The 26067-nt window shown below is 69.8% G+C and carries 18 protein-coding genes and 1 pseudogene; 10 read left to right on the top strand and 9 right to left on the bottom strand.

The window, feature by feature from the left end; all coding sequences use genetic code 11:
* Positions 1 to 29: 29 nt before the first annotated feature.
* Together H4F98_RS12965 and H4F98_RS12960 are read left to right on the top strand one after the other, a co-directional pair.
* On the top strand, positions 30 to 2012 hold the full coding sequence (locus tag H4F98_RS12965; protein ID WP_425487608.1) for a catalase: 1983 nt from the start codon (positions 30 to 32) through the stop codon (positions 2010 to 2012).
* 272 nt (positions 2013 to 2284) lie between these two features.
* Positions 2285 to 2662 (top strand): VOC family protein, encoded by a 378-nt coding sequence (locus H4F98_RS12960; protein WP_182688259.1) that lies wholly within the window; start codon positions 2285 to 2287, stop codon positions 2660 to 2662.
* A gap of 189 nt (positions 2663 to 2851) precedes the next feature.
* Here H4F98_RS12960 and H4F98_RS12955 read toward each other — a convergent pair whose 3' ends face one another.
* The 3 genes from H4F98_RS12955 to H4F98_RS12945 all read right to left on the bottom strand — a co-directional run bounded on the left by H4F98_RS12955 (position 2852) and on the right by H4F98_RS12945 (position 7487).
* On the bottom strand, positions 2852 to 3244 hold the full coding sequence (locus tag H4F98_RS12955; protein ID WP_343064769.1) for a DUF3325 family protein: 393 nt from the start codon (positions 3242 to 3244) through the stop codon (positions 2852 to 2854).
* Positions 3237 to 4919 carry a PepSY-associated TM helix domain-containing protein gene (locus H4F98_RS12950; protein ID WP_182688258.1) on the bottom strand — a complete coding sequence of 561 codons (1683 nt, stop codon included), beginning with the start codon at positions 4917 to 4919 and terminating at the stop codon, positions 3237 to 3239. Before H4F98_RS12950 ends, H4F98_RS12955 begins: the two co-directional genes overlap by 8 nt.
* 354 nt (positions 4920 to 5273) lie before the next feature.
* A complete protein-coding gene (locus H4F98_RS12945) occupies positions 5274 to 7487 on the bottom strand; it encodes a TonB-dependent siderophore receptor (protein WP_220479213.1) in 2214 nt (737 codons plus the stop codon).
* A 297-nt stretch (positions 7488 to 7784) separates the two neighbouring features.
* Between H4F98_RS12945 and H4F98_RS12940 the strand changes: the two genes are divergently transcribed.
* Entirely contained in the window at positions 7785 to 8897 is a 1113-nt protein-coding gene (locus H4F98_RS12940; RefSeq protein ID WP_425487607.1) for a GGDEF domain-containing protein, read from the top strand.
* 380 nt (positions 8898 to 9277) lie between these two features.
* On the opposite strand, the gene H4F98_RS12935 is transcribed toward H4F98_RS12940, so the two are convergent.
* The gene (locus H4F98_RS12935; protein ID WP_182688255.1) at positions 9278 to 10954 is read right to left on the bottom strand and encodes an ABC1 kinase family protein; all 1677 of its coding nucleotides are present in this window, start codon (positions 10952 to 10954) and stop codon (positions 9278 to 9280) included.
* 365 nt (positions 10955 to 11319) lie between these two features.
* Between H4F98_RS12935 and H4F98_RS12930 the strand changes: the two genes are divergently transcribed.
* Together H4F98_RS12930 and H4F98_RS12925 are read left to right on the top strand one after the other, a co-directional pair.
* Positions 11320 to 12000 carry a universal stress protein gene (locus H4F98_RS12930; RefSeq protein ID WP_220479212.1) on the top strand — a complete coding sequence of 227 codons (681 nt, stop codon included), beginning with the start codon at positions 11320 to 11322 and terminating at the stop codon, positions 11998 to 12000.
* A gap of 133 nt (positions 12001 to 12133) precedes the next feature.
* Positions 12134 to 14644, top strand: a complete 2511-nt coding sequence (locus H4F98_RS12925) for a cation-translocating P-type ATPase (protein ID WP_182688253.1) — start codon at positions 12134 to 12136, stop codon at positions 14642 to 14644.
* 42 nt (positions 14645 to 14686) lie between these two features.
* On the opposite strand, the gene H4F98_RS12920 is transcribed toward H4F98_RS12925, so the two are convergent.
* Positions 14687 to 15598, bottom strand: a complete 912-nt coding sequence (locus H4F98_RS12920) for a ribose-phosphate diphosphokinase (protein ID WP_182688252.1) — start codon at positions 15596 to 15598, stop codon at positions 14687 to 14689.
* On the bottom strand, positions 15595 to 17133 hold the full coding sequence (locus H4F98_RS12915; RefSeq protein WP_182688251.1) for a thymidine phosphorylase family protein: 1539 nt from the start codon (positions 17131 to 17133) through the stop codon (positions 15595 to 15597). Before H4F98_RS12915 ends, H4F98_RS12920 begins: the two co-directional genes overlap by 4 nt.
* A 188-nt stretch (positions 17134 to 17321) precedes the next feature.
* Between H4F98_RS12915 and H4F98_RS12910 the strand changes: the two genes are divergently transcribed.
* The 4 genes from H4F98_RS12910 (at position 17322) to H4F98_RS12895 (ending at position 20099) form a co-directional block, all read left to right on the top strand.
* Positions 17322 to 18158 (top strand): universal stress protein, encoded by an 837-nt coding sequence (locus tag H4F98_RS12910; RefSeq protein ID WP_182688250.1) that lies wholly within the window; start codon positions 17322 to 17324, stop codon positions 18156 to 18158.
* A gap of 9 nt (positions 18159 to 18167) precedes the next feature.
* Entirely contained in the window at positions 18168 to 18470 is a 303-nt protein-coding gene (locus H4F98_RS12905) for a hypothetical protein (protein ID WP_182688249.1), read from the top strand.
* 483 nt (positions 18471 to 18953) lie between these two features.
* On the top strand, positions 18954 to 19727 hold the full coding sequence (locus H4F98_RS12900; RefSeq protein ID WP_182688248.1) for an SDR family NAD(P)-dependent oxidoreductase: 774 nt from the start codon (positions 18954 to 18956) through the stop codon (positions 19725 to 19727).
* A gap of 129 nt (positions 19728 to 19856) precedes the next feature.
* Positions 19857 to 20099, top strand: a complete 243-nt coding sequence (locus tag H4F98_RS12895; protein WP_182688247.1) for a DUF6868 family protein — start codon at positions 19857 to 19859, stop codon at positions 20097 to 20099.
* A gap of 183 nt (positions 20100 to 20282) precedes the next feature.
* Here the strand turns inward: H4F98_RS12895 and H4F98_RS12890 are convergent, their stop codons facing one another.
* Positions 20283 to 21686, bottom strand: a complete 1404-nt coding sequence (locus H4F98_RS12890) for an MBL fold metallo-hydrolase RNA specificity domain-containing protein (RefSeq protein WP_182688246.1) — start codon at positions 21684 to 21686, stop codon at positions 20283 to 20285.
* Here H4F98_RS12890 and H4F98_RS17060 point away from each other — a divergent pair.
* Positions 21685 to 22497: pseudogene (locus H4F98_RS17060) on the top strand (cyclic nucleotide-binding domain-containing protein); the annotation flags it as partial. The gene H4F98_RS12890 and the pseudogene H4F98_RS17060 overlap by 2 nt on opposite strands.
* A 103-nt stretch (positions 22498 to 22600) precedes the next feature.
* On the opposite strand, the gene H4F98_RS16850 reads toward H4F98_RS17060, so the two are convergent.
* Both H4F98_RS16850 and H4F98_RS12865 read right to left on the bottom strand, forming a co-directional pair.
* Positions 22601 to 24574, bottom strand: coding sequence for a PAS domain S-box protein (locus H4F98_RS16850; RefSeq protein WP_246373190.1), 1974 nt, complete (start codon positions 24572 to 24574; stop codon positions 22601 to 22603).
* Positions 24575 to 24579: 5 nt separating this feature from the next.
* A complete protein-coding gene (locus H4F98_RS12865) occupies positions 24580 to 25320 on the bottom strand; it encodes a response regulator (RefSeq protein WP_182688244.1) in 741 nt (246 codons plus the stop codon).
* Positions 25321 to 26067: the final 747 nt, after the last annotated feature.

Below are 26067 nucleotides of genomic sequence, written 5' to 3'. Positions count from 1 at the left end.
AGCACCAGGCCGGCGGCAACCATCCAACGATGACCACCGCGCAGGGCATCCCTGTCCCCGACAACCAGAACGCCTTGCGCGCCTCGCCGCGCGGCCCGGGGCTGCTGGAGGACTTCATCCTCCGGGAGAAGATCACCCACTTCGACCACGAGCGGATCCCCGAACGCATCGTGCATGCGCGCGGCAGCGCCGCGCACGGCTATTTCGAGCTCACGCGCTCGCTGTCGAAGTACACCACGGCGAAGGTCCTGGTCGAGAAAGGCAAGCGCACCCCGGTGTTCTGCCGCTTTTCCACCGTCGCCGGCGGCGCCGGCTCGGTCGACACGCCCCGCGACGTGCGCGGCTTCGCGGTCAAGTTCTACACCGACGAAGGCAACTGGGACCTGGTCGGCAACAACATCCCGGTGTTCTTCATCCAGGACGCGATGAAGTTCCCCGACCTCATCCACGCGGTGAAGATGGAGCCTGATCGCGGCTGGCCGCAGGCCGGCAGCGCCCACGACACGTTCTGGGACTTCGTCTCGCTGATGCCCGAAAGCATGCACATGGTCGCCTGGGCAATGAGCGACCGCGCCATCCCGCGCAGCCTGCGGATGATCGAGGGCTTCGGCATCCATACCTTCCGGCTGGTCGATGCCGAGGGTGGATCGACCTTCGTCAAGTTCCACTGGCGACCGAAGCTGGGCCTGCAGTCCACGCTGTGGGACGAGGCGCTGAAGCTGCAGGCCGCCGACAACGACTTCCACCGCCGCGACCTGTGGGAAGCGATCGACCGCGGCGACTTCCCCGAATGGGAGCTGGCCGTGCAGCTGTTCAGCGAGGAGGATGCCGAACGCTTCCCGTTCGACCACCTCGACCCGACCAAGCTCATCCCCGAGGAAATCGTGCCGCTCACCGTCATCGGGCGCATGGTGCTCGACCGCAATCCCGACAACGTGTTCGCCGAGACCGAACAGGTGGCCTACTGCCCGGCCAACGTCGTGCCCGGCATCGACTTCAGCAACGACCCGCTGCTGCAGGGTCGACTGTTCTCCTATCTCGACACCCAGCTCAAGCGACTGGGCGGCCCCAACTTCCACCAGATCCCGGTCAACGCGCCCAAGTGCCCGTTCGCGCACCACCAGCGCGACGGCCACATGCAGATGGAAGCACCTCGCGGCCGCGTCGCCTACGAGCCGCAAAGCCTGGACCCGGAGGGCCCGCGCGCCAGCGAGGCGCGTGGCTTCCGCTCCTTCGGCGAACGCGCCCCGGACGACGCCCGCAAGGGCCGCGTGCGGCCGGCCAGCTTCGCCGACCACTACAGCCAGGCGCGGATGTTCTACCGCAGCCAGAGCGCGATCGAGCAGGGCCACATGGCGGCGGCGTATACCTTCGAACTGTCGAAGGTCGGCACGCCGCACGTGCGCGAGGCGATCGTCGGCCACCTTCGCCATGTCGACGAGGCACTGGCACTGCGCGTCGCCGACGGCCTCGGCATGGATGCATTGCCGGCCGCGCCCGATCCGGCGGCGCCCATCCTCGACCTGGCCCCGTCCCCCGCCCTGCGCATCATCGATCGCATGAAGGACACCCTGAAGGGCCGTTCGATCGCGATCCTGGTCGCCGAGGGCAGCGACGGCACGCAGCTCAAGGCCCTCAAGCGCGGCGTGGAGAAGGCCGGCGCGCACGTCACCGTCGTCGCACCGAAACTGCGCATCCGCCTTGCCGACGGCAAACCCCTGGAGGCCGATGCCCAGCTGGCGGGCACGCCGTCGGCGATGTTCGACGCCGTCGCCAGCATCCTCGATCCGGACGAGGCCGCGCGCCTGGCCCGGGATCCGGGTGCGGTGGACTGGTTCCGCGATGCCTTCCACCACCTCAAGGCCATCGCCGCCTGCGGCGGGACCCGCAAGCACCTGTTCGCGGCCGCGAAGATCAAGGCCGATGCAGGCGTCGTCGAGCCCGCGGACGTCGCCGGCTTCGTCGACGCGGCGAAGGGCCGGTTCTGGAAGCGCGGCGCCAAACGAGGGTGATCCCACGCCGGGCCTGGAATCCCCGGGGCATTCCAGGCCCGGCGCCTCGCGGCGTGCGATAGCCGGGCGTTTCACCCTGGTTCGATCACCGGGCGGGCGACCTGCCCCCTTCGGGCTCCTGTTCGACGACGCGTTTGTACGCCACCGGCCCGGCACGCGCGCACAGACGGCGGGCACATGCCGGCGCTGTCGAAACCGCATGGGCCGGATCGTCGATCCAGTACCGGCCGCGATCGGTCGCGTTCACCCGCGCCCCTCCACAGGAGGACACCATGCTCCAGGACCATCCGATTCATGCCTATCTCCCCGCGCGCGATGTCGTGCGTGCGCGGCACTTCTACGAACAGGTCCTCGGCCTCGTGCCGGGCGCCGAACTGGAAGGTGGCGTCACCTATGCCTTCGGCGGCGGGACCGCCGCGTTCCTGTATCCGACCGGCAATGCCGGCACGTCGCTCGCGAGCCAGGCCTTCTGGCAAGTCGACGACATCGAGCGCGAGGTCGCCGCGCTCAAACAGCGCGGCGTTCGCTTCGAGCACTACGACATGCCCGACACGGAATGGGAAGGCGACATCGGCAGCAGCGGCTGCGTCCGTGCCGCCTGGTTCAAGGACAGCGAAGGCAACATCCTGGCGATCATCCAGCCCCTCTGACGCCAGGGGCCACCAGGCTTGCGGCTGCAGCGCAGCCGGAAGCGCTCGTAAAGTCGGCGACGGCGGTGGGGAGCTACCCCCGTCAGCGCGCGACGCTCTCACGCGAGGATTCGAGGCGATCGTCGGCGAATCCGGGCGGGCGGACGCGGGTGCGTCCTGCCCCGCGGGAGACGAGGGACGGCTGCGTGCCTATCGGGTTCGACTCCTGGACTTGCCCGGGTCGCGACGCGCGGGTCCGTCGGGAATCGAAGCGGGTACTGGCCCCCGGGAACCCCGACCGAACCAGGGCGCCAGCAGGCCCAGCCACCGGGCACGCCACGCCAGCATCATCGCGACCGCGACGGCGCCGACGGCCAGCGCCATCACCCAGACCAACACCGCCATCGTGGCGTGGTCCACGCGCAGGCACAGCACAAGCGCGACCACCAGCGCCGCCGCGCCCATCGCCCGCAGCGCGCGCTTCGCCTTCGCCCCGGCAGCGCGGCCCCAGGCCTGTCGCCCATGCACGTCCATCGCCAGGGCCAGCCAGCCCACGCCAACGATGCAGGCGGCCAGGGCGATCGCCAGCATCAATTCAGGCACGCGCCACCTCCCTGCCGACGGCGGTGGTGGCAGCGTCGCCTGCGCTCACGGCCCGGCGTCGGAGCCGCCGACCGGCCAGCGCTGCCAGCAGTGCCGTCGCGAGCAGCGCCAGGTCCAGACCCGCGACCGGCCAGTAGCCGGTACCGAGCGTGCGCAGCAGGTGGTCGCCGGTGCTCGCCCAGTTCAGCAGTACCGCGGCGATGGCCATGGCGGCCACGGCCCAGCATTGCTCGCGCCAGGCCGGGTTCGGGCCTCCCGCCGCGACCGGCGCACTGCGCCAGCCCGCATGCAGCAGCGCCAGCAACCCGCTTCCCCAGAACGCCAGGCGTTCCCAGTCGCCGCGCGCCGGCAGGTCATCGGGCAGGAGACGGTTGGCGACGAGGATACCCAACGTCGCCAGGAGCGTGCCGGTCACCGCGGCGACGGCGAGCGCATCGACCACGCGCGCGCCCTGGCGCCCCTGCTTCGCGTGCTGGCGCTTGCGCTTCTCGACGAAGAACACGAACCCGGTGGCGATGCAGACCGCGCCCGACAGTCCGCCGAATACGTACAACCAGCGCAGCAGCCAGTGGCGGAAGTGCTGCAGGTGCAGGCCGGTCAGGAACTCGCTGACCCGCGCCACCGCCGTCGGCGGCGGATCCTCGTGGAGCACTTCGCCGGTCGCCGCCCTGAAGTGGATGCCCTGTCCGACCAGGGCGATGCGGTCGGTGCCGGCGCGGTGGACGCTGACGTAGCCGTTGGCGTCGCCGACGTGTTGCAGCACCAGGAAGCCGACCTCGCCGGCCATGCCGCGCGCCTGCCAGCGCCGGCGCGCCTCGGCGACCATGGCGTCGACGTCGGCCAGGCCCGCGGGTACGCCGGCGCGCTGGTGCGGCAGCCCGGTCTCGCGCGCCTCCACCTCCGCGTGCAGGTCGTGGAGGTCGTGCAGTTGCGTATGGCCGACGGGGAAGTAGTACGCCGCGGCGAAGATGAGCAGGCCGGTGAAGGCGAAGAAGAAGTGGAACGGCAGTGCGACCACGCCGGTCAGGTTGTGCAGGTCCAGCACGCTGCGCAACCGGCCCTTCCCGGGGCGGAAGGTGAACAGTTCGCGGAACAGCCTGCGGTGCATGACCACGCCGCTGGCGAGCGCGGCCAGCATCACCAGCGCAGACAGACCGACGATCCAGATGCCCAGGTTCTTCCAGTCCAGCGTCAGGCTGTAGTGCATCGGGTAGAAGAAGCCGCTGCCGATCTTCAGGCGTTCGTCCGGCAGCGGCGTGCCATCGCGGGGATCGATCGTGCCGTAGGCCCAGATCGCCTCTTCGGGATCCTTCGCGTTGGGCACCTCGTAGCCGGCATACAGTGCGAGGACCGGGTCGCGATGGGTGGTGTAGGCGCTCCAGCTCACCACGGTCTCGTAGCGCTCCGGCATGGGCCCGTCGACGCGCGCCGACATCGCCGCCACCGCCGCGGGCACCGGCTGCATGCGTTCGAAGGCCGGCCGCAGCACCGTGTCGAACGCGGGCATCGGCTGCGCTTCGAAGCGGGTCGCGGGAATCGACCAGCGATCGATCTCGCGGTCGAACACCGACAGCGCGCCGAAAAAGAACGCCGCCATCAGCACGAAGCCCAGCACCAGGCCGAACCAGGTGTGCAGCCATGCCATCGCCTGGCGGAAGCCCGGGGCAACGGGCATGGCCGCGCTCATGCGAGTACCGCCTGGATCGTGGACGCGAGTGCGGCCATGGCCACCGCGCCCCCGGCCAGCAGCGCCGCGCACCGTCCTGGGCGGGGGGTCGCGATGCCCACAAGAACACCGCGAGGAAGCCCAGCAGGCCGAGCGCACTGGCCAGGAACTCGGCGTCGTGGAAGCCCATGCCGGCGGCGAACAGCAGCGCCGCGGTTGCCGCGACGAAACCCCAGGCAAAGGCGTATCCGCCCAGGAGCGCCGTCGCCACGCGCACGGCCACGTGCCGGGCAGCACGGGGTTCGGGCGCTCTTGCGGGGCCCGAGGTGGGACTCGTGTCCATGGGCATGGCCTCCGCGCGCCTTAGAAGCGGTAACGGACGGTGGCGCTGATGCTTCGCGGCGCCCCCCATGTGAGCGCGTTGTAGGCGGAAAACATGCCGAAGTGCGATTCGTCCAGCAGGTTGTCCACGTTCAACTGCAGGGCGACGTTGTCGCTGAGCGCGTAGCGGGCCATCACGTTGACCAGGGCGAAGGCGTCCTGCTCGATGCGTCCGTCCGAGCCACCGGGCAGGGCCGGATCGACCGTATAGGTCCGGCTCTCCCAACTCGCGCCGCCGCCCAGGGTCAGCGCACTCCACGCACCGGGCAGGCGCCAGGTGGTGAACAGCCGCAGCAGCCTGCGCGGATAGATCGTGTTGAATGCTTCGCCATGGGCGTCTTCGGCCTCGAACTGGCTGTAGCCGGCGCTGGCATTCCAGCCCGGCAGGATCTCGCCGGCCAGGTCGATCTCGAAGCCGTCGCTGGTCGCACCCTCGGCAGCGCGGTAGTAGACCTCCGGTCCGTTGCCGCGATCGACCACGCCGGCCTCCTGCGCCAGGTTGTCCTGTTCGATGCGGAAGACCGCGGCCGACGCGTACAGGCGCCCGTCGGCCAGCTCGGCCTTCAACCCGAGTTCGGCGCTCTTGCCGACGATCGGATCGAGCAGGTCGCCCTGCAGGTCGCGTGCGTCCTGTGGGCGGAAGATGTCGGTGTAACTCGCATAGGCCGACCAGGCCGGGCTGAAATCCCAGACCACGCCGGCATACGGCGTGACTTCATGGTCGACATCGACTTCATACGGCGCGGTCCACAGGCCTTCGCCGGTGCGGCTGTAGTCGGTCACGCGCGCGCCGGTGACCAGGGAGAGCGGCGCACCGAGCGACCAGCGCGCGACCGCATACAGCGCCTCCTGGCGCGTGTTGCCATTCTCGTAGCGATACGGCGCGCCCCAGGCGGGCTCCGGGTAGTTGCCATCCCAGTCGTCGAAGTCGCCGACCCCGGGATACGGCCAGGGCGCATCGCGGCTGTCGGCCACGAAGTCGTTGTCCGAGTACAGCATGCCGGCGGCGAACGCGTGCTCGCGCCCGCCCAGGGTGAAGGGGCCCTCCACGTGCAGGCCGACGTCGTCCTGGCGGGTCGCGGTGATGTAGGCGCCCGGGAACGCGGTCAGGCCGGTGCCATCCTCGATGAGCGGGCCGGACAGGTAGAGCAGGAAGGAGTCGGCATCGCGTTCGCCGCGGCTGGCGTCGGCACGCACGCGCCAGCCATTCGCGAAGCGGTGCTCGAGCTTCGCGTACGCGTTGGTGTACGCAGTGTCCCAGCGCGTCCACTTCGCCGCCGTCGTATCGGAACGATCCCAGGGAATGATGCGACCGCTGTCGGCGTAGCGGTAAGGCAGGCCGCCCCACATCGGCCCGTTGCTGGCGGTTTCCTGTTCGCTCACGCCCAGGGTCAGCCGCGTCGAGGGCGTGAGGTCCGCCTCGAGCGTGGCGAACAGGGTCGAGCTCTGGTCGTCTGCGTAGCGCAGCCAGCTCCCGCCCTGCGCGAACTCGCCCGACGCGCGCACGCGCACGCTGCCCGAGGCATTGAGGGGCGCGGCGACGTCGCCGTACATGCGTTGACGATCCCAACTGCCCACGCCCAGCTCGACGCTGCCGGTGAGCTCGCGACTGTCGGCGCGCTTGCGGACCAGGTTGATCGCGGCCGACGGATCGCCGGCGCCGGTCATCAGGCCGGTGGCACCACGCACGACCTCCACGCGATCGTAGGTCGCCAGGCTGGTCTGTACTTCGCCCGAGCTCCAGGCCGCTTCCCAGGTCGTGGGCACGCCGTCGACCTGCAGGTTGGTGATGTCGAAGCCGCGCGCGGTGAAACCGGCGCGATGGGTTTCGTACTGGTTCACCGATACGCCCGTGGTGTTGTTGACGACGTCGGTCACCGTTTCCAGCCCCTCGTCCTCGATGCGCTGCCGGGTCACCACGGTGATCGACTGCGGGGTCTCGCGTGCGCTGAGGACCAGACCGGTGCTGGTGGCCGAGGCGTCGGGGCGATAGTCGCTGGCCCGCGGGGCCACGACTTCGACGGCATCCAGGTCGGTGGCGCTCACCCGTCCGTCCGGCGCCGCCTCCGCCGCGTGCAGGGGCGATACCAGGCCGGCGCAGGCGAGGCCTGCCAGCGCAAGGCGCACGGCACGGGCGCTGGCGCGCAGGACGGGCAGACGGGAGGCGCGGCGAGCGGGGGTGCGACGGGTGTTCACGTGGGTAAGACTCCGGATGCGGCGATGCGCGTGTGGGGACGGGATCCGCCGCCGGGCACGACCGTGGCGGGCCCGGAGGGGCCGCGGCGAAAGGCGGGGTTCGAGGTATCCGGGGGCTGGCTGACGGCTTGCCCACCGGGCGACAATGGCGCCCATTAAACGCGAATAGCTCTCATTCGCGCAAGCCCTGCGGAGAGATGGAGCGGGTGCGCTGGCGCCGTCCGCCCCTTGGCATCGGGCGCATCCCGGCCACGACAGGTGCCGCCCACGTGGATTCCGTGACGCCGTACTGCCCGCGTGTTGCACGCCATCGGGCGATCCCTATGCTTTGTCCATCGCCCACAGGATCCCGCCATGCCGCGACCCGCTAAACCGGACAACGAAGCCGCCCGGCTGAAGGCGCTGCACCGCCACCAGATCCTCGACACCGGCGCCGAATCCTCGTTCGACGACCTGGTCACGATCGCCGCGGCCATCTGCGGCATGCCGATGGGTGCGGTCAGCCTGGTCGACGCCGAGCGCCAGTGGTTCAAGGCCCGGATCGGGCTCGATGAGACGGAGACCTCGCGCGACGTCGCCTTCTGCGCGCACGCGATCCTCGATCCGCACGAGGTCATGATCGTGCGCGATGCCCGCGACGACGACCGTTTCCGCGACAACCCGGTGGTGACCGGTTCGCCGGGGATCCGCTTCTACGCCGGCGCGCCACTGGTCGACGTCGACGGCATGGCGCTGGGCTCGTTGTGCGTGATGGACCACGAGCCGCGCGATTTGGCGCCCTACCAGCGCGACGCGCTCAATGCGCTGTCGCGGCAGGTCTCGGCCCTGCTCGAACTGCGTCGGGTCTCGCACGCGCTGCGCATGCAGTTGCAGGAGCGCGACTGGTACGAGGACCAGCTGTCGCGCTTCAGCGACGAACTCGAACTGCAGAACGCCGATCTCAACGAGCAGGTCCGCCTGGACGCGCTGACCCGCCTGCCCAATCGCCGCGCCCTGGGCGTCGCGCTCGAACAGGCCCTCGCCGAGGGTCAGCCGTTCTGCTTGGCCCTGCTCGACATCGACCATTTCAAGACCGTCAACGACACCCACGGCCACGCCGCCGGCGACGAGGTGCTGGTGCAGGTCGCCGATGTGCTGCGCGCCACCAGCGCCGGCTTCGGCCTGGTCAGCCGGCACGGCGGCGAGGAGTTCGCCTGGCTGCTGCCGGAGGCCGACCTGGAACGCGCGCGCATCCAGTGCGAATACCTGCGCGAAGCGGTCGCCTTCGCCTCCGAAGCCATGCCCGTCACGATCAGCGTCGGCCTCGCCCGCCGCGCGCCCGACGACACCGTCGGCGACCTGATGTCGCGCGCCGACAAGGCCCTCTACGCCGCCAAGCACGGCGGCCGCAACCGCGTCGTCAGCGGCTGACGACCGGACAGGCCGGCGGCCGCCAGTACGCCGCGCTGATCGCTACAGCACCGCAGGATGGGTTGCGCGAAGCAAGGCCCATCGTGCGTCGTGGCCGGTAGCGACGATGGTGGGTACCGCGTTCGGCTCGACCACCCTACACGCCGTCATCCCAGCGTGCGCTGGGATGACGAAGCATGGTGGCGTAGCACCGAAGGATGGGTAGCGCGAAGCAGAATTCCTCATTTCATCTTGCATGCAAGGACCCAACGGTGGGTTTCGCCTTTGGCTCTACCCACCCTACGAGGCCCGGGGCAGAGGAGGCCCCGCAGGAAGGATTACGGGAAGCAAACCCCATCGTGCGTCGTGGCCGGATGCCATGGTGCGCATCGCCCGCGCTCCTACCGTCCACCACCGCTCCGGAGGATCGACCACAAGAGCCAGAGGCCCGCGATTGAAGCGCCGATGAAGCCCAGCAGCCCGAAGAACGGCAGGCCCAGCAAGCTTGGGCCGCCTTCCACCGTCATGGCGATCGAGGACCCGACGATCAGTGCCGCGATCACCAGGGCGCCGGCCATGCGATTGGCCGAATGACTCACCTGGCGGCTGAACTCGGGCAGGTGTTCCATCTGCATGTGCAACCGCAGGTTGCCGCCGCGGACGGCACGCAGCAGCCGGCGCAGGTCATGGGGCATTGTCGCCAGAACGCCCGTCGCCTCGACCAGGGCCTGGCCCCCGCGACGGGCGATCGCGCCAGGCCCGAATCGGGCGGCGACGGCGGCGCGCAGGAACGGTTGCGCCAGGCGCGCCATGTCGAAGTCCGGGTCGAGGCTCCGCCCCAGCCCTTCCAGGGTCAGGCAGACCTTGATCAGCAAGGCCAGGTCGGCCGGCAACGCCAGGCGATGCGAGCGCAGCAGGGCGGTGATCTCCATCAGCATGCCCGCCAGGTCGAGCTGGCCCAGCGGCACGCCGTGGTAGTGGTCCACGAACGCATCGATGTCGATGGCGAGCTGCGTCTCGTCGACATCCGGTTGCCCGGTCCAGTCGAGCAACACCTCGGTCACCCGCTCGGGATCGCGTTCGACCAGGCCGAACAGCAGGCTCACGACTTCCTCGCGACGCGCGGCCGACAGCCTTCCGACCATGCCGAAGTCGATCACCGCTATGCGCGAGCCCGGCAGGACGAAGACGTTGCCCGGGTGGGGGTCGGCATGGAAGAAACCATCCACCAGGATCATCTTGAGCACCACGCGCGCCCCTGTGCGCGCAATCCGCTTGCGGTCGGTGCCCGCCGCATCCAGGGTCGCGATGTCGGCAACCGGGATGCCTTCGATGAACGCCTGGACGTTCATGCGTTCGCTGGTGAGGTGCCAATGCACCTCGGGCACGACGATACGATCGTCACCGGCGAAGCTGGCCGCGATGCGCTCGGCGTGCCGGCACTCCGCGGCGAGGTCGAGCTCGCGCAACATCGAAGCGCGGAACTGGCGTACCACCCCGACCGGGTGGAACCGACGCAGCTCCGGGAAACGCCTCTCGGCCGTGCTCGCTGCGTACTGCAGCAGCCGCAGGTCGGCTTCGATCACCGGGCGGATGCCGGGACGACGCACCTTTGCCACCACCTCGCGCCCGTCATGGAGGCGTGCCCGGTGGACCTGGGCGATCGAGGCGGCGGCCAGGGGCTCGGGGTCCAGCCAGAGGAACGCCGACTCCGGCGCACGGCCCAGGGCCTGCGTCATTTCCGCATGCACGGTTTCGAAGGGCACCGATGGCGCCGCATTCTGCAGCTTGCTGAACTCGGCGATCCATTCCGGCGGGAACAGATCGACGCGTGTCGCCAGCACCTGCCCCAGCTTGACGAAGCCGGGGCCCATCTCCTCGAGGGCCCGACGCATGCGCACGTGGGGTGGCAGCGACACCAGCGCCTCGAGGCGCTCCAGCGCCAGCACCTTGCCGACACGGGCCAGCGCCCGCTCCATTCCCAGTCGCCGCACCAGGTCACCGAAGCCGTAGCGGACCAGGATCGCCGCCAGCGTCTGGAGCCGGGCCAGGTCATGGGTGGCGAACATCTCCCACATGGCCGCAGGCTCCTCTGATTGCCGAGATCCATCCCGCCCCCGACCGTCGGGGGAGGCTCAAGCCACAGGGTATGTCCCTGACCGCCGCCGGACTTGACCTGGGTCAATGTCCCCCTGCGAGGGGCGCGCGCGGCATTGATTGATCGAGATCAAGGCCGGGGGGCCAGGACTGCGGCGATAGTGCGGCATCGAATCAGGAGAGCGGTGCCATGCTCCCACGGGACCTCGTCGTCTTCCTCGAGCCGCCACCGGGCCATGCTCAACGGCTCGCCTACGCGGCATCGCTGGCCAGGCGCTGGCAAGCGCATCTGGTCGCCACGTACGTAACGCAACCGTTGTCCCTCCAACCGCATGCGGGATTCGCGATGGGTCCAGGCCTGTCCGCCATGCTGGCCGACTACCGGGCCGCTGCCGCGACCGCCCTGGCCGGGGCGCGCGCTCAGTTCGACCACCTGGCCGAACGGCGGAGCTTTACCAGCGAGTGGCGCGTATCCGAGGACGAGACCGGCGAAGCGCTGATGCTGCACGCACGGCACGCACGCCTGGCGATCCTCGGTCCTCCCGCCGAACAGCGTCGGGCGACGACGCCATTGAGCCTCGCCGAGCGCGTGATCTTCGCATCCGGGCGCCCCTGCCTGCTGGTTCCCGACGATTGGCCCGGCGATCGCATGGGCGGCCGGATCGTCGTCGGCTGGAACGGCGGCCGCGAAGCCACCCGGGCGATCGCCGATGCGTTGCCGCTGTTGGCCGCGGCCGAGTCGGTGCACCTGGTCGTGGTCCGGGACGCACGCGTGCAGGCCCTGTACGGCGAGGAGCCGGGCGCCGACATGGCCGCGCACCTGGCGCGGCACGGTATTGCCGTCGTGCTCGAACAATGCCGCGGGGACGACGCCGGCGCCCTGCTGCTCGGCCGCTGCGACACCCTCGATGCCGACATGCTCGTGATGGGCGCCATGGGTCGGCCGCGGACCAGCGAGTTCCTCTTCGGTGGCGCGACACGCACCGTGCTTGGCCGGGTCGACGTACCGGTACTGATGTCGCGCTGAGGCCGGTCGTGGCCCCTGGACAGGACCCGCACGCTTCAGGCAGCCGTTGCCCGGGGCCGGCAAGGACGGTGCCGCGGTTCGACCGGCTCGCCCGCGGCGTCGGAAAGGACCCGCTTGATGGGATGGAGCATCGATGAAGGCCGCCGACCGGACGCCCGCAGCCCCGTCGCCACGGGGACTTTCGAGCGCGGAGGTGGCGGTCCGCCAACAGCGGGACGGCGCCAACCTCCTGCCCCAGCCGGATCGCCGCAACTGGCTTCGCATCAGCTGGAGCGTGCTGCGCGAGCCAATGTTGCTGTTGCTCGTGGGCGCCGCTGGCATCTACCTCCTGCTCGGGGACCCGCAGGACGCCGCCGTGCTGGGAGCTTCGGTGGCGCTGGTGATCGCGCTCACCGTCTACCAGGAGCACAAGTCCGAACGCGCGCTCGAAGCCTTGCGCGAGCTGAGCAGTCCGCGTGCGCGCGTACTGCGCGACGGCGAAATGCAATGGGTGGCGGCGCGCGAGCTGGTGGTCGGCGACGTCATCCTGGTGGCCGAAGGCGACCGGGTGCCGGCCGATGCCCACGTGCTGGATGCCGAGGGCATGAGGGTCGACGAGTCGATGCTGACCGGGGAATCGGTGCCCGTGGAACGTTCGGCCTTTTCCAGTGGCGCGGAAGAGGAAAGCGCGTTGCGCGCCAGCACGCTCGTGGTCGCGGGCCATGGCGTGGCCGAGGTCGTGGCCATTGGCCTGGGTACGGCCGTGGGCCAGATAGGCATGGCGCTGCGTACCCTACGCTCGCCGCCCACGCCGATGCAGCTGGAAATCCGGCGCGCGGTCATGCTGTTCGCCGCGCTCGGACTGGCCTCCAGCGTACTCATGACCCTGCTATACGTCGCCGTGCACGGTCGCTGGCTGCAGGGATTCCTGGCCGGCATCACGCTGGCGATGGCCAACATCCCGGAGGAGTTCCCGGTCGTCCTGACCGTTTTCCTCGCCCTGGGTGCATGGCGAATGGCGCGCCACCAGGCCCTGGTCCGCCGCGCGCCGGCGATCGAAGCGCTGGGTTCGGTCACCGTGTTGTGCACGGACAAGACCGGCACGCTGACGGAGAACCGGATGTCGGTGGCCGAGCTGGCCAACGACGGCGAGCGGGGCGTGCCGGCCGCTGTTCTCCCGCCGTCGCTGCGCACCCTGCTTGCCTGTGCCGGCCTCGCCAGCCCGGACCATCCGTTCGATCCCATGGAGCAGGCCCTCCACGATGCCGCGAACCAGCTCTCCGAACCGCTCCCACGAGAAGGTTGGACGCGCGTGCACGAGTACCCGCTCTCCCGCGAACTGCTCGCGGCGACGCATGTGTGGCGCCAGCCAGGGACCCTGGAATTGCAGGTCATGTGCAAGGGCGCACCGGAAGCCATCGCCGATCTGTGCGGCCTGACGGTGACCCGTCGAGCCGAGGTCATGGCGCAAGTCGACGACATGGCCCGGCGGGGCCTGCGTGTGCTCGCCGCGGGTTCCACGGCATGGAGCGGCGACGAAGCAGGCTTGCCGCCGACTCCCCGCGGCTTCCGGCTCGAATGGAAGGGCCTGGTCGCGTTCGCCGATCCGTTGCGCGCCGGCGTTCGCGAAGCGGTGGCCGAAGCGCATGCCGCGGGCGTCCGGGTCGTCATGCTCACCGGCGACCACCTGGAGACGGCGCGCGCCATTGCCACCCGGGCCGGCCTGGCCAATCCCGATTCGGTGGTACTCGGCAGCGAGCTCGATCCCGACGAGACCACCCTGTCCCGCCGCGTCCGCGACGTCAACGTGTTCGCACGCGTAAAGCCCGACCACAAGCTGCGCCTGGTCGACGCGCTCAAGCGCGATGGGCAGGTGGTGGCGATGACCGGCGACGGCGTCAACGACGCACCGGCACTGACGGCGGCCCACGTGGGAGTCGCGATGGGTGGACGCGGGACCGACGTGGCTCGCGAGGCGGCGTCGATCGTCCTGCTGGACGACAACTTCGTCACCGTCGTGCGTGCCATCCGGCACGGCCGTGTCATCTACGACAACATCGTCCACGCCATTCGCTACATCCTCGCCGTGCACGTGCCCATCACCGGCCTGGCGGTGCTGCCACTGCTGTTCGGCGGACCGCTGGTGCTGCTGCCGCTTCACGTGGTCTTCCTGGAGCTGATCATTGACCCGGCGTCCACGCTGGTGTTCGAACGCGAGCCGGCCGCCCCCGATGTCATGCAGCGGCCGCCCCGCCCGCCCGCGCAGAGGTTGCTCGATCTCAGGACCGTGGTCGGAAGCCTCGGCCAGGGCCTGGTGGTGTTCGCGGCCGTGACGGCCGTGTATGTCGCGGGACGCGCCAGCGGGGTGTCGACGCCCCAGCTCGCCGCACTTTCGTTCGTCGCACTGGTGGTCGGCAACCTCGGGCTGATCGTGGTAAACCGGGCCGGCGCAGCGCGCATGCACGGGTGGGCGCGATCCAATCCCGCGTTCTGGTTCGTGGTACTGCCGGCAATGGGGCTGCTGATCCTGGTCACCCGCCTCGAAGGACCCGGGCGTCCTTTCGGTTTCGCCCCGCCGCCGCTGGGCCTGTCTGCGGCGGCGGCATTGCTGCCCCTTCTCGCGTTGATCGCGGTCGAGGCCTGGCGCGCCCTGCGCCTGCGCTGAGCGCTGCCTGGTCCGGCGCGCATGCCATGCAGCGCGCGCCCGTCAGTTCCTGTCGTCGCCTCCGCACAAGGCCAGGCGTTGGGCGACGATGGACGCTATCGGCGCTGCCAGGCTGATCGCGTTGCTGGGATGGGCGATGCTGTCGGTGCTGACGATCCGGCCGGCGCCGGCGCGCACCAGGCAGTCCCATGCATCGCCGGCGAAGATCGCGTGGATCACCACGCAGACCGGCGGCGGCAGGTGCAGGCCGTTCAGGTGGGCCAGCGCGGCCGCCAGGGTACGCCCGCTGGACGCGATGTCGTCCACCAGCACGGGCGTGCGGCCGCGCAGGCTGGCGCCGGCCGGGAGGCTCACTTCCACCTCGCGGTCGCCTCGACGGCGCTTGCGCAACACCTCGTAGGGCACCTGCGCATGAGCGGCCACCTCGGCCACCCACTGTGCACTCTCGCTGTCGGGTCCGATCAGCACCGGCCGGTCGACCTCGCGCTGGATCCACTCCGCCAGAGGACGTGCGGTTTCGACGGCGACGGCCGGCATCCGGAACACTGCGTCGAGCGTGGCGATGCGATGCAGGTGCGGCGCCACCGTCACCAGCCAGTCCATGCTTTCGTCCAGGAACTGCGCGAACGCGTGGGCAGCGACGGCTTCGCCGGGCCTGAAGCGCGCGTCCTGCCGCATGTAGGCCAGGTACGGCGCCACCAGCCCCACGCTGCGGGCGCCGAGCTCGCGCGCCGTCCTCGCGGCGAACCTCAGGGGCAGCGCCTTGCGATCGGGGTCGTTGAGGCTTGCGAACAACACGACGTCCGCGCCGGCGACCCCCGGGTCGATCGCGACGAGGGATTCGCCGTCGGGGAAGTGCCGCCACTCCAGGCGACCCAGGTGCGCGCCAATGCGCGCGGCGACGGCGGCTGCCAGCGCACGATCGTCGGGAAAGGAGAGAAGGATGGGCGTCATGGCGCGTCCGGCGCCACCACCAGGATGTCCGGATGCGCGAGCGCGTATTCGAGCGCGTACTCCAGTTCGCCTCGCGTCGCCGCGTGCACTTCGAAGAGGGGTGCGCCCGGCTCGATCCGATCACCCTCGCGCAGGCGGCAGGTCACGCCGGCCGCGGCGTCATGGGGCGCTCCGGCCAGCTTGGCGACCCGCGCCAGCTGGCGATTGTTGATGCACGCGACCCTCCCCCCCAAGCGGGCCGGACAGGGCCGTGTGAAAGGCGCACTCCCGGGCTCGTGGAAGCCGCCCTGGGCCTCGCATATCGCCATGAACTTGGCCAGCGCGGCGCCCGAACGAAGCACGTCGCGCGCATGCATGCGCCCGCTGCCAGGCGTCGTTCCCGGCAGCAGATCGAGCACGGCGCCGGCAACGTCGAGCGAACGCTCGCGCAGGTCTTCCGGTGCCCCGGCCGCATTGCGGAGGACCGACAGCACATCATGGGCCTCCAGCGCCGGACCGATTCCCCTGCCGACCGGTTGCCGTCCGTCGGACACGTGGATGCCCACCCGCAGCCCCACCGCTTCGCCCACGAACGCGAGGCGGCGCGCAATCGCGTCCGCCGCCGACGTCGTGCGGACCTTTGCCGTCGAACCGACCGGGATGTCGATCAGGACATGCGTCGAGCCGGCGGCGGCCTTCTTGGACATGATGCTGGCGGCCATCTGGCCGTCGCTGTCGAAATCGAGCGGCCTCTCGACCTGGATCATCAGGTCGTCGGCCGGGCTCAGGCGCATGCTGCCGCCCGAGGCCAGGCAACCGCCCTCGCGCTCCACGACGCGCCGCAGGGTCCCGATGTCGAGGTCCACCTTCGTCATCGTCGCCATGACGTCCGCCGTGCCCGCCGGCGAGGTGATGGCCCGGGAAGAGGTCTTCGGGATGAGGTGGCCCAACGCGGCGACGATGGACACGACGATCGGCGTGGTGCGATTGCCGGGCAATCCGCCAACGCAGTGCTTGTCCAGCACCGGCCCTTGGCCCCAGTCGATCTGCTCCCCGGCCGAGATCATCGCGCGCGTCAGTGCCACGGACTCGTCCAGGTCCATGCGGTCGCCCGCGCACGCCGTCACGAACGCCGCCAGTTCGATGTCCGACAAGCGCGAGGCCAGCACGTCCTCCAGTACCGCGGTGAAGTCGGCCTCGACCAGGCGCGCGCCGAACACCTTGGCCCGGACCACGGTGGTGGATTCGGGGGGTTCCGCATGGGCGAACGCAGCCAGCGCGCCCGGCGCCGGATCCAGCGCCTGCCAGGCAGCGTCCGACAGCGCGGCTTCGCCTTCGCCGAGCCAGTCGCCGGTCACGACGTTCAGGAGGGCGACGATGTCGCGGCCACCGCACCTCACCCTGACCCGCGTCAGCGCGGCAAAGCCCTCGGCACGGCACACCACGCAACCCCGCCGCAGGTAGAGCACGGGCTGGCGATAGGTGTCGATGCCGGCACGACGCACCGGCAGGCAGGTGCCGGGTGCAGGGGAGCGGACGGGGTCGGCAGCGTGCATTCGAGAACACCTGGAAGGTCCCTCGCCAACCTAGTCGATGGACCGCCCGGCACCTTGACCCCGGTCAAGCAAAGGCGACGAACGCGCCGATCCGTCGAAGGCGGGAATCGCGGCGGGATTGATCCATGTCAATGGCGACGTGTTCCCCGGGTGGGATCGTGCCCCCAGCACAACGCCGGGAGCGATCCATGATCCGTGACCTGTTCCTTCCGCTCACAGGGACCCCCGGGGACGAGAGCGCCGTGGCCGCCGCGATCGCCCTGGCCCGGACCTGCCGGGCCCACGTGTCCGTCGTCCAGCCGGTCGACCTGTCGCTGCCGATCCCCAGCGCGTGGGGCATCACCCCGGATCCGACGCTCGGCCATACGCATGACACGCTACGCGCCGAGGCGGCCAGGCAGGCAGTCAGGTGGCGTGAGCGGCTCGACGGCGAGGAGGTTTCCTGGGAGGTGCGGGTGGACGAGCCCGGACTGGTCGAACCGCCCCGCGCCATGGCGCGGCAGGCGCTTTACAGCGACCTGAGCGTAATGGCGGCACCCGCGCCGACGGCATCCGACGCGGCCTTCGCGCATGCGCTCTTCAACGCCTTGCTGTTCGAATCCGGCCGCCCCGTGCTCATGGTGCCCCATGCCCCCCCACTACCCGTGCGCCACGCAATCGTCGCCTGGAAGTCGTGTCGGCACGCCTCTCGCGCCTTGCACGACGCGCTGCCGCTGCTGGCCGGCGCCGGGTCGATCGACATCGTGACGGTCGACCCGGCCGCCGCCGGCGCTTTCGACGGCGCGGACCCCGGGGTAGACATCGCAACCCATCTCGCGCGCCACGCGCTGCCGGTGAACCTCGTCAGCCTACCCCGGGGTGGGCAAACGGTCGCCAGCGCGCTGCTCCGGCATGCCTCCGAGTCCGGCGCGCAACTGCTGGTCGCGGGCGGCTACGGACATTCGCGCCTCCGCGAGTGGGCCCTGGGCGGAACGACGCGCGACCTGCTCCTGGCGACCCACCTGCCCATTCTCTTTTCGCATTGAGCCAAGATGATGGACAAGACCGACGTGCTGGGTCACGCAAAGGCCGCGCTGGAACGTACGACCGATGTCCTGTCGGGCATGCAGGCACGCCTCGACGCCGCGGGCCTGGGTCACCGGCACCGGCTGGTGGCCGATGAGGCCCTGCGTGCCCTCGGGCGCCGGCAGGCGGAGCTGGTCGTTCTGTACGAGGAGATGCTCGTCGTGCCCGAGAACGAACTCCCCATGCATTGGCAGAGGTTCTTCGCCTGCTACGACGATTTCCTGGAGGCGGTTCGCGACGCCCGCAGCCGCTTGGCACGGGAAATCGAATAGCGGCGTCCTACATGCGCCAGCAACGCGGTCTTCGCCGGTCGGGCACGGATGCATCCCGCCGGCATTCGCATCCTGATTCGCATCGGCTGCATCGGCCTCACGCGCGGTGCATGCGCGAGACATGGGATATCCCCACCCTGTACGTCAGGCGTCGCGCGTGCGCGGCTGTTTCACGAACATCGTTCCGGTTGATCTCGATCAACATCGGTCCGTGCAAGGGGTATATCGTGCGAGTTGCCGCAAGGATCCGTCCCGGGCCGGCGGAGAGGCACCGCGCCGCACGTGGGTAGCCGGGGAATTTCCTCCCTGCCGCGGCCGGGGTCTCCCGCACCCGGTAGCCGGATCCGGACCCCGAGCCCCGTGCCCATTCACCGCCCGGTTGGGGATCGCGACGGGATGCCCGCGATCGGAGCGCAAGCATGCGTGCCCCCACGGCGCCATCGCCAAGCGTGGTGGTGGCGACACGACCCCGAGGATCGAGCCATGAACCGAGTCAAAGGCAGGGTCTGCATCGTCACCGGTGCCGCACTGGGGATCGGACACGCCTGCGCGAGACGGCTGGCCGACGAGGGCGCGCGCCTGGCCCTGTTCGACGTACTCGACGACGCGGGCCGGGCCTTGGTCGAAGAGCTCCAGACGCGCGGGGCGAGCGCCCGCTACTGGCACGTGGATGTCGCGAGCGAGCGCAGCGTCCACGAAGCCATCGAAGGCGTCGCCCGGCACTACGGTGCCATCCACGTGCTCGTCAACAATGCCGGCATCGCGGGCGCCAACAAGCCCACGCACGAACTGAGCGAGGAGGAGTGGGACCGCGTCCAGGCGATCAACGTCAAGGGCGTGTTCTTCTGCACCAAGCATGCGGTCCCGCACCTGCGCAGGAGCGGTTCCGGCAGCATCGTGAACCTGTCGTCCATCTACGGCCTGGTCGGTGCACCCGACGTCCCGCCCTATCACGCCTCGAAGGGCGCGGTGACGCTGATGACGAAGACCGACGCCCTGCTCTACGCAGCCGACGGCATCCGCGCCAATTCGGTGCATCCGGGCTACATCTGGACACCGATGGTCGAAAAGCACCTGAAGGACGGCGGCGCCATCGACATCGAAGCCGCGCGCGCGGAGGTCGGTCGCCTGCATCCGCTCGGGCACATGGGCGAGCCCGACGACATTGCCTGGGGCGTCGTCTATCTCGCCTCGAACGAATCCAGGTTCATGACCGGAGCGGAGCTGGTGATCGATGGCGGCTACACCGCACGTTGAGCCGCGCAGCCCATCGACCGCTCCGTCCTCCCCGGCCCCGTACGGCTCAGCGCATGGGTGCATGTTCGTTCTGTCGGGCCGCCACGACGCCGGCGCCCTGCAGGCAAGCCCGACCCCCGAGGAGACCCCATGGATATCGAGTTGCTGAAGTCATTCCTGTTATGGAGTGCCGCACTGAACTACGGCCTGCTCCTGTTTTCGTTCGCCGTGTTCGTGCTCGGGCGCGGCTGGATGTACCGGCTGCATCGCCGATGGTTCGACCTCGAGCACGCGACCCTGGATGCGCTGCTTTACCTGTGGTTCGGCCTCTACAAACTGGCGATCGTGTTTTTCCTCCTCGTGCCTTTGCTCGTGCTGATGGCGCTGGAGTAAGGACAGACGCGGTGCCCGGCGCCCCGGGCCTGGCCGCCTTGCTTGCGTCCGGGCTAAGTCCTCGCGGACGCCAGGGCAGCAGGTGCGGCCAAGCGCGGCCCGCTGCCGTCGGGATGCGCGCAAAAGCCCGTGGTTTCGGCGTGCCCTGGCTGCGTAGAGGCCGTCGCCACGGTGCGCAGAGGCTTACACCGGGGTGTCCAGGTCGATCCGTTGCAGGTACTCCGGCACCTGGACGCTCCATTGCAGCTCCCGTTGCACGCGCAGGCGCAGGGCGTCGGCCGCATCGGGCTCGCCGTGCGTGATGAACACCTCGCGGGGTGGACGCGGTGCCGTTCGCAGCCAGGCAATGAGCTCATCGGCATCGGCGTGGGCGGAGGCCGCGCCCAACTGCACGACCTCTGCGCGGACCGCGACGTCCTGACCGTAGATGCGCACCGTGGTGTCGCCCCGAGCGAGCGCCGCCCCACGCGTGCCCCCCGCCTGGAATCCGGACAGGACGATCATGTTGCGCTGGTCCGAGGCGAAGGCGACCAGGTGGTGCAGCACGCGCCCGCCCGTCACCATGCCGCTTGCGGCGACGATGACCATCGGGCCCCGCCGTCGATTGAGCGCCTTCGACTCCTCCACGCCGTTGACGATGCGGGTCGTGCGCCTGAGACGATCGAGCGCCGCGTCGTCCAGCCGGTGCTCGTCGCGATACCGCGCATACAGCGGTGTCACGTCCGAGGCCATCGGGCTGTTGAGGTAGACGGGCACGGTCGGTATCGCTCCGCGCGCCTGCAGGTTGGCGATCATGCTCAACAGCAGTTGGGCCCGACCGACCGCGAAGGCGGGAACGACCGCGACGCCGCCGCGGGCGATCGCCCGGCCCAACGATTCGCCAAGCTCGCGCTCCAGCGAGAGCGGAGGATGCCTGCGGTCCCCGTACGTGGACTCGACGACCACCCAGTCGGATTCGCCGAGCGGGGCCGGCGCGCGCATCACGGGGTCGTGCGACCGGCCCACGTCGCCGCTGAAGGTCAATCGCCGCCCGCGGTAGGACATCGCCACCGCAGCCGCCCCCAGGATGTGCCCCTGGGGTCGCAAGGTGGTCATGAGGCCGGGAACGGGCTCGAAAGGACGTTCGAAAGGTGTCGCCCGCAACCGATGCAGGCTACGGCGGGCATCGTCTTCGGTATACAGCGGCTCGGCAGGGTGGTGCTTCGAACTGCCCTTCCGGTTCGCGTACACCGCCTCTTCCTGGAGCAGGTGGCCCGAGTCGGGGAGCAGGATGCCGCACAGGTCGCGCGTGGCCGGCGTACACCACACCTCGCCGGCGAAGCCGCTTCGGACCAGCCTCGGCAGGTAGCCGCTGTGGTCGAGGTGGGCGTGCGTGAGCACCACCGCGTCGATCGAAGCAGGGTCGACCGGGAACGGTGCCCAGTTTCGAAGACGCAGCGGTTTGTAGCCCTGGAACAGCCCGCAGTCGACCATCACGCGGGCCCCGCCGGCTTCGACCAGATAACGCGAGCCGGTCACCGTGGCATTGGCGCCCAGGAATGTCAGGTGGAAGTCGGAAGGCTCGGCGCCCGCGCCAGGGGTGTCCATGCGAAGCATCCACGTCGGGTATGCCCACAGGATGCGTGCCTGGCGCACCCGCGCATTGATCCTGGTCAAGCCTCATGATCGCCGTGGGGGCAGCGTCGCGTTACAGGATGTTACAAACGGTTACCGGGTTGAGGTCACGGCCAGCGCCGCAGCGAGTAGCCTGATCCTCGTCTCCGACGAGGACGCCATCATGTCCGAAACCGTTTGCGCACCCACTCGCGCGGCATGTAGCGCCAGGTCGCCCGCGCTCGGAGACCCCGTGCCCGCGGACCTGGAGGCCCACCTGGCGGCCCTGCCCTTGCAGCGTCGTCGCCTCCAGCGCAAGCAGGTCCTGTTCCGCACCGGCCAGCCCTGCCATTCGCTCTTCCTGGTTCACGCGGGCCTGTTCAAGACCTGCGTCCTGAGCGAGGACGGCCGCGAGAAGATCACCGGCTTCCACCTGCGCGGCGACCTGTTGGGGGTCGACTCCTTCGACATGCCGGTCCATGCCTGCGATGCGTTCGCGCTCGACACCTGCGAAGCGTGGGAGCTTCCCTTCGCGGAATTGCGCCGCACGCCAGGCCTGCTGCGACACGTGACCGCGATGCTGGCCGGCACGATCCGCAACGACTGGCGCTGGATGCTCGCGCTGGGCACGCTCAGCGCCGAACAGCGCGTCGCTGCGTTCCTGCTGGACCTGTCGGCGCGACACGCTGCGCTGGGCTTCAGCGATCGCCAGCTCATGCTCCGCATGACCCGCGCCGAGCTGGGCAACTTCCTGGCCCTGCAGCTGGAGACGGTGACGCGCGCGTTGTCGCGCCTGGCGTCGACGGGCCTGATCGACGTCGACGGCCGCGCGATCCGGATTGCGGACCCCGCCGCGCTGGCGGCCATGCTCGCCCAACCGAGACCGTGCGCTGGGTGCGACCCTCGACCTATCCCGGGAGGTTGCGCCGGACGGCGGCCGCGAGCTGCTCCCTCCGATAGGGTTTGCGCAACAGTTCGAAACCTGAAAGTGGAGAGGTCGCGGTGGCCGGCTCGTCGTAACCGGAGGCCAGCAGCACTCCCAGGCGCGGACGAAGCGACCGCGCTGCCTGTGCCAGCTCCACCCCATTCATTCCGCCGCCCAGCATGACGTCGGTGAAGAGCAATGCGATCTCGTCGTTCGCCGCCAGCTGCTCGAGCGCTTCGGCGGCGCTGCCCACCGAGACCACCCGGTAGTCGAGCGATCGCAGGAAAGCCGCGGCGATCTTGCGCACCTCCTGCTCGTCCTCGACCACGAGGATGGTCTCGGAGCCGTGGACGGCCCCCACTCGGGGTTCCGACTCCCGCGCCTGCGCCTCCGTCGCGACGGGAAGGAAGAGCGCGACCCGGGTGCCCGCCCCGGGCTCGCTCTCGATGCGCAGGTGGCCGTCGCTTTGCCTGACGAAGCCGTACACCATGCTGAGTCCAAGGCCGCTCCCGCGCCCGATGGCCTTCGTGGTGAAGAACGGCTCGAACGCTCGGGCCAGGACCTCGGGACTCATCCCCCTGCCGGTGTCCGCCACGGAAAACGCAATGTAGTGCCCGGCGCGCTGATCCGGACGCGCGGGATCCTCGGGCACCCACTGCTCGGTCGCCCCGATGGTGATCGCACCTCCCTGGGGCATGGCGTCGCGGGCATTGAGGGCCAGGTTGACCAGGGCGCTGTCGAGCTGGGACGGGTCGGCGAATGCAGGTTTGAGCCCCGGGGGGCAGCCGATCTCGAGCCTGATCGCTTCGCCCAGGGTGCTGCGCAGCATCAACGCAAGGTCGTTCAGCAGGCAGGACGGTTCGACGGAGCGCGGGGTGAGGTGCTGTCGCCGTGCGAAAGCCAGCAGCTTGGATGTCAATTCGGATCCACGCTCCACCGATCGCAGTGCGCTGCCGATGATGTCCCGGGCACCGGGCTGGCTCTCGTACTCGCACTCCAGCAACTGCAGGCAGCCGGACACCACCGTCAGCAGGTTGTTGAAGTCGTGCGCCACGCCGCCCGTCATCTGGCCGATGGCGTCCAGCCGTTGCGCGTGTGCGCGCTGCTCTTCGGTGCGGCGACGCTGCACCAGCGAGGCGATCAGGTTCCCCACCGTCTTCAGCAACTGCATGGCATCGTGGTCGAAACGCCGCGGCTTGTCCGTGGCCGCCAGCAGCGCGCCCATCGAGCGCTCGCGATCGAGCAGGGGGACGATCACGCCGCTTGCCAGCGACGACGGCCAACCCGCCGGTGCATTCGCCGCGGCGTCGTCCACCACCAGGGGCACGCCGCGGGACATGGCCGCGTCCAGGGGGCCGCCGGCGATGGCCCACCACTCCGGCGCGCCTGCCCGGGTGGCCTGCACCCCCACCGCCGAACGCATCACCGGTTCGTTGCCGCGCACGATCACGACGGCCACGGTAGGCACGTCGAGTACTTCCGCCAGCACGATGGGCAGGTCGTTCACGGCACTGTCGTCGGTCGACGCTAGCGCCATCTGGCCGATGCGCGCGACCACGGCGTCGTAGCGCGCGCGGACGAGCGCCTGGCGCGCCCGCTGGGTCTCCGAGATGTCGCGGACCGAGGCCAGGTAATGGCCCCCCTCCTCCGTCTCCAACGGGCTCAACGCGATCTCCACCGGAAACTGCTGGCCATCCCGGCGCTGTCCGACCAGCGTCATGCCACCGCTGCCCATCGGCCGTACACGGGGATGCCGCATGTAGTCGTCCCGATGCGCGCGATGGCGGTCACGGGCATCCACCGGGACAAGGTCCTCGACCGACAGCCCGGTCAATCCCCCGGCGGGATACCCGAACAGTCGCTCGGCGTTCTGGTTGGCGAGCACGATGCAGCCCGCCCGATCCACGATGACCAGCGCATCGGGCACCGATTCCAGCACTTGGGGCAGGATCGCCATTGCATTCAGCCGCGTTCGACCTTGCCGGCGAACACATAGCCGATCCCGCGGACCGCCTTGATCAGGCGCGGTTTCGCAGGATCGCGTTCGATCTTCCGGCGCAGCCGGCCGATCTGCATGTCGACAGAGCGATCGAACGGCCCGCAGTCGCGACCATGCACGGCGTTCATCAGTGCGTCGCGGGAAAGTACGCGCGGCGCCTGCCCGAGCAGCGCCTGCAACATCTCGAATTCCCCACTGGTCAGCTCGACGTCCTCGCCATCGCGCCCTCGTAGCTGGCGAGAGGCGATGTCCAGTCGCATGCCGTCGAAGGCGTACGGTGTGCCGTCCATTGGCGGCGTGGGCGTGGGCGGTATGCGCCGCAACACCGAACGGATGCGTGCCAGCAGCTCCCGAAGATCGAACGGCTTGCTGACATAGTCGTCGGCGCCAAGCTCCAGCCCAACCACGCGCTCCACGGATTCGCCCCGGCCGCTGACGATGATCACCGGTCCATCCCAGGCAGTGCGCAGTTCGCGCATCAGGCCCAGGCCGTCCTCGTCGGGCAGCCCGAGGTCCAGCAGCACCACGTCGAAGTCGAGCGGCGCCATTGCCGCCCTCAGCTGGGCGCCGTCCGCCGCGACGCGTACCTGCAGGCCTTGCCCGCCCAGGTAGCGCGACAGCAGGGCGGCGATGTCCGGGTCGTCGTCGACCACGAGGACCTGGGGCCGCCTGGGTTCAGGGTTGTCGCGCGTGGCAGCCTGCATGGTGCAACTCCGGTCGCGTCGCTCCATCATAAGTCCGGCAGCGACGCTGTCCAAAGCATCCGGCACAGCCCCGGAGACGCCATCGGATGACGAGGGGTCGGGACGGGCCGGGTGCACCGGAGCCTGCGGCCCCGGTGCGCCTTTCGACGAGACGGGGGCTCTTACGCGCCGCGGCCGAAAGCCATTGACTTGGCCGTCGGCTCCCGCCCCCTTGCAGGAAGGCCGCACGAAGCGAGACCCGTCGTGCGTCGAGACCTTGAGAGACGGTGGGTATCGCCTCCGGCTCGACCCACCCTACGGCCCGCAACCTCCATGCCGTCATCCCAGCGAACGCTGGGATCCAGCCCTTGTTTCGACGTTGCTCTCGATCATCGCCCCAAGGCGATGGGCGAGCAGGGGGCATGGTGCAATGCGCTTCGCTTATTGCACCCTACGGTCCTCTACGCCGCCAAGCCCGGCGGCCACAACCGCGTCGTCAGCGGCTGAAGCCAGCCGGCACGCGCCACCGGACAGCCCGGGGGGCTGCCAGTACGCCGCGCCGATCAATACAGCAGCCCAGGATGGGTTGCGCGAAGCAAGACCCATCCTTCGTTGTGGCCGCTACTGGCGGGGGTGGGTATCGACGTCCCCCCGGTTTTGAGTAGCGCGGCGATCTGGAGTCCAATTCCCCAGAGTAAGGAGATTGGACGTGAAGAAGCGCTTTTCCGAAGAGCAGATCATCGGCTTCCTGCGTGAGGCCGAGGCCGG

The sequence above is a fragment of the Marilutibacter spongiae genome, assembly GCF_014145325.1.
Taxonomy (GTDB): Bacteria; Pseudomonadota; Gammaproteobacteria; order Xanthomonadales; family Xanthomonadaceae; genus Marilutibacter; species Marilutibacter spongiae.
This window is presented reverse-complemented; position numbering and strand designations above follow the sequence as displayed.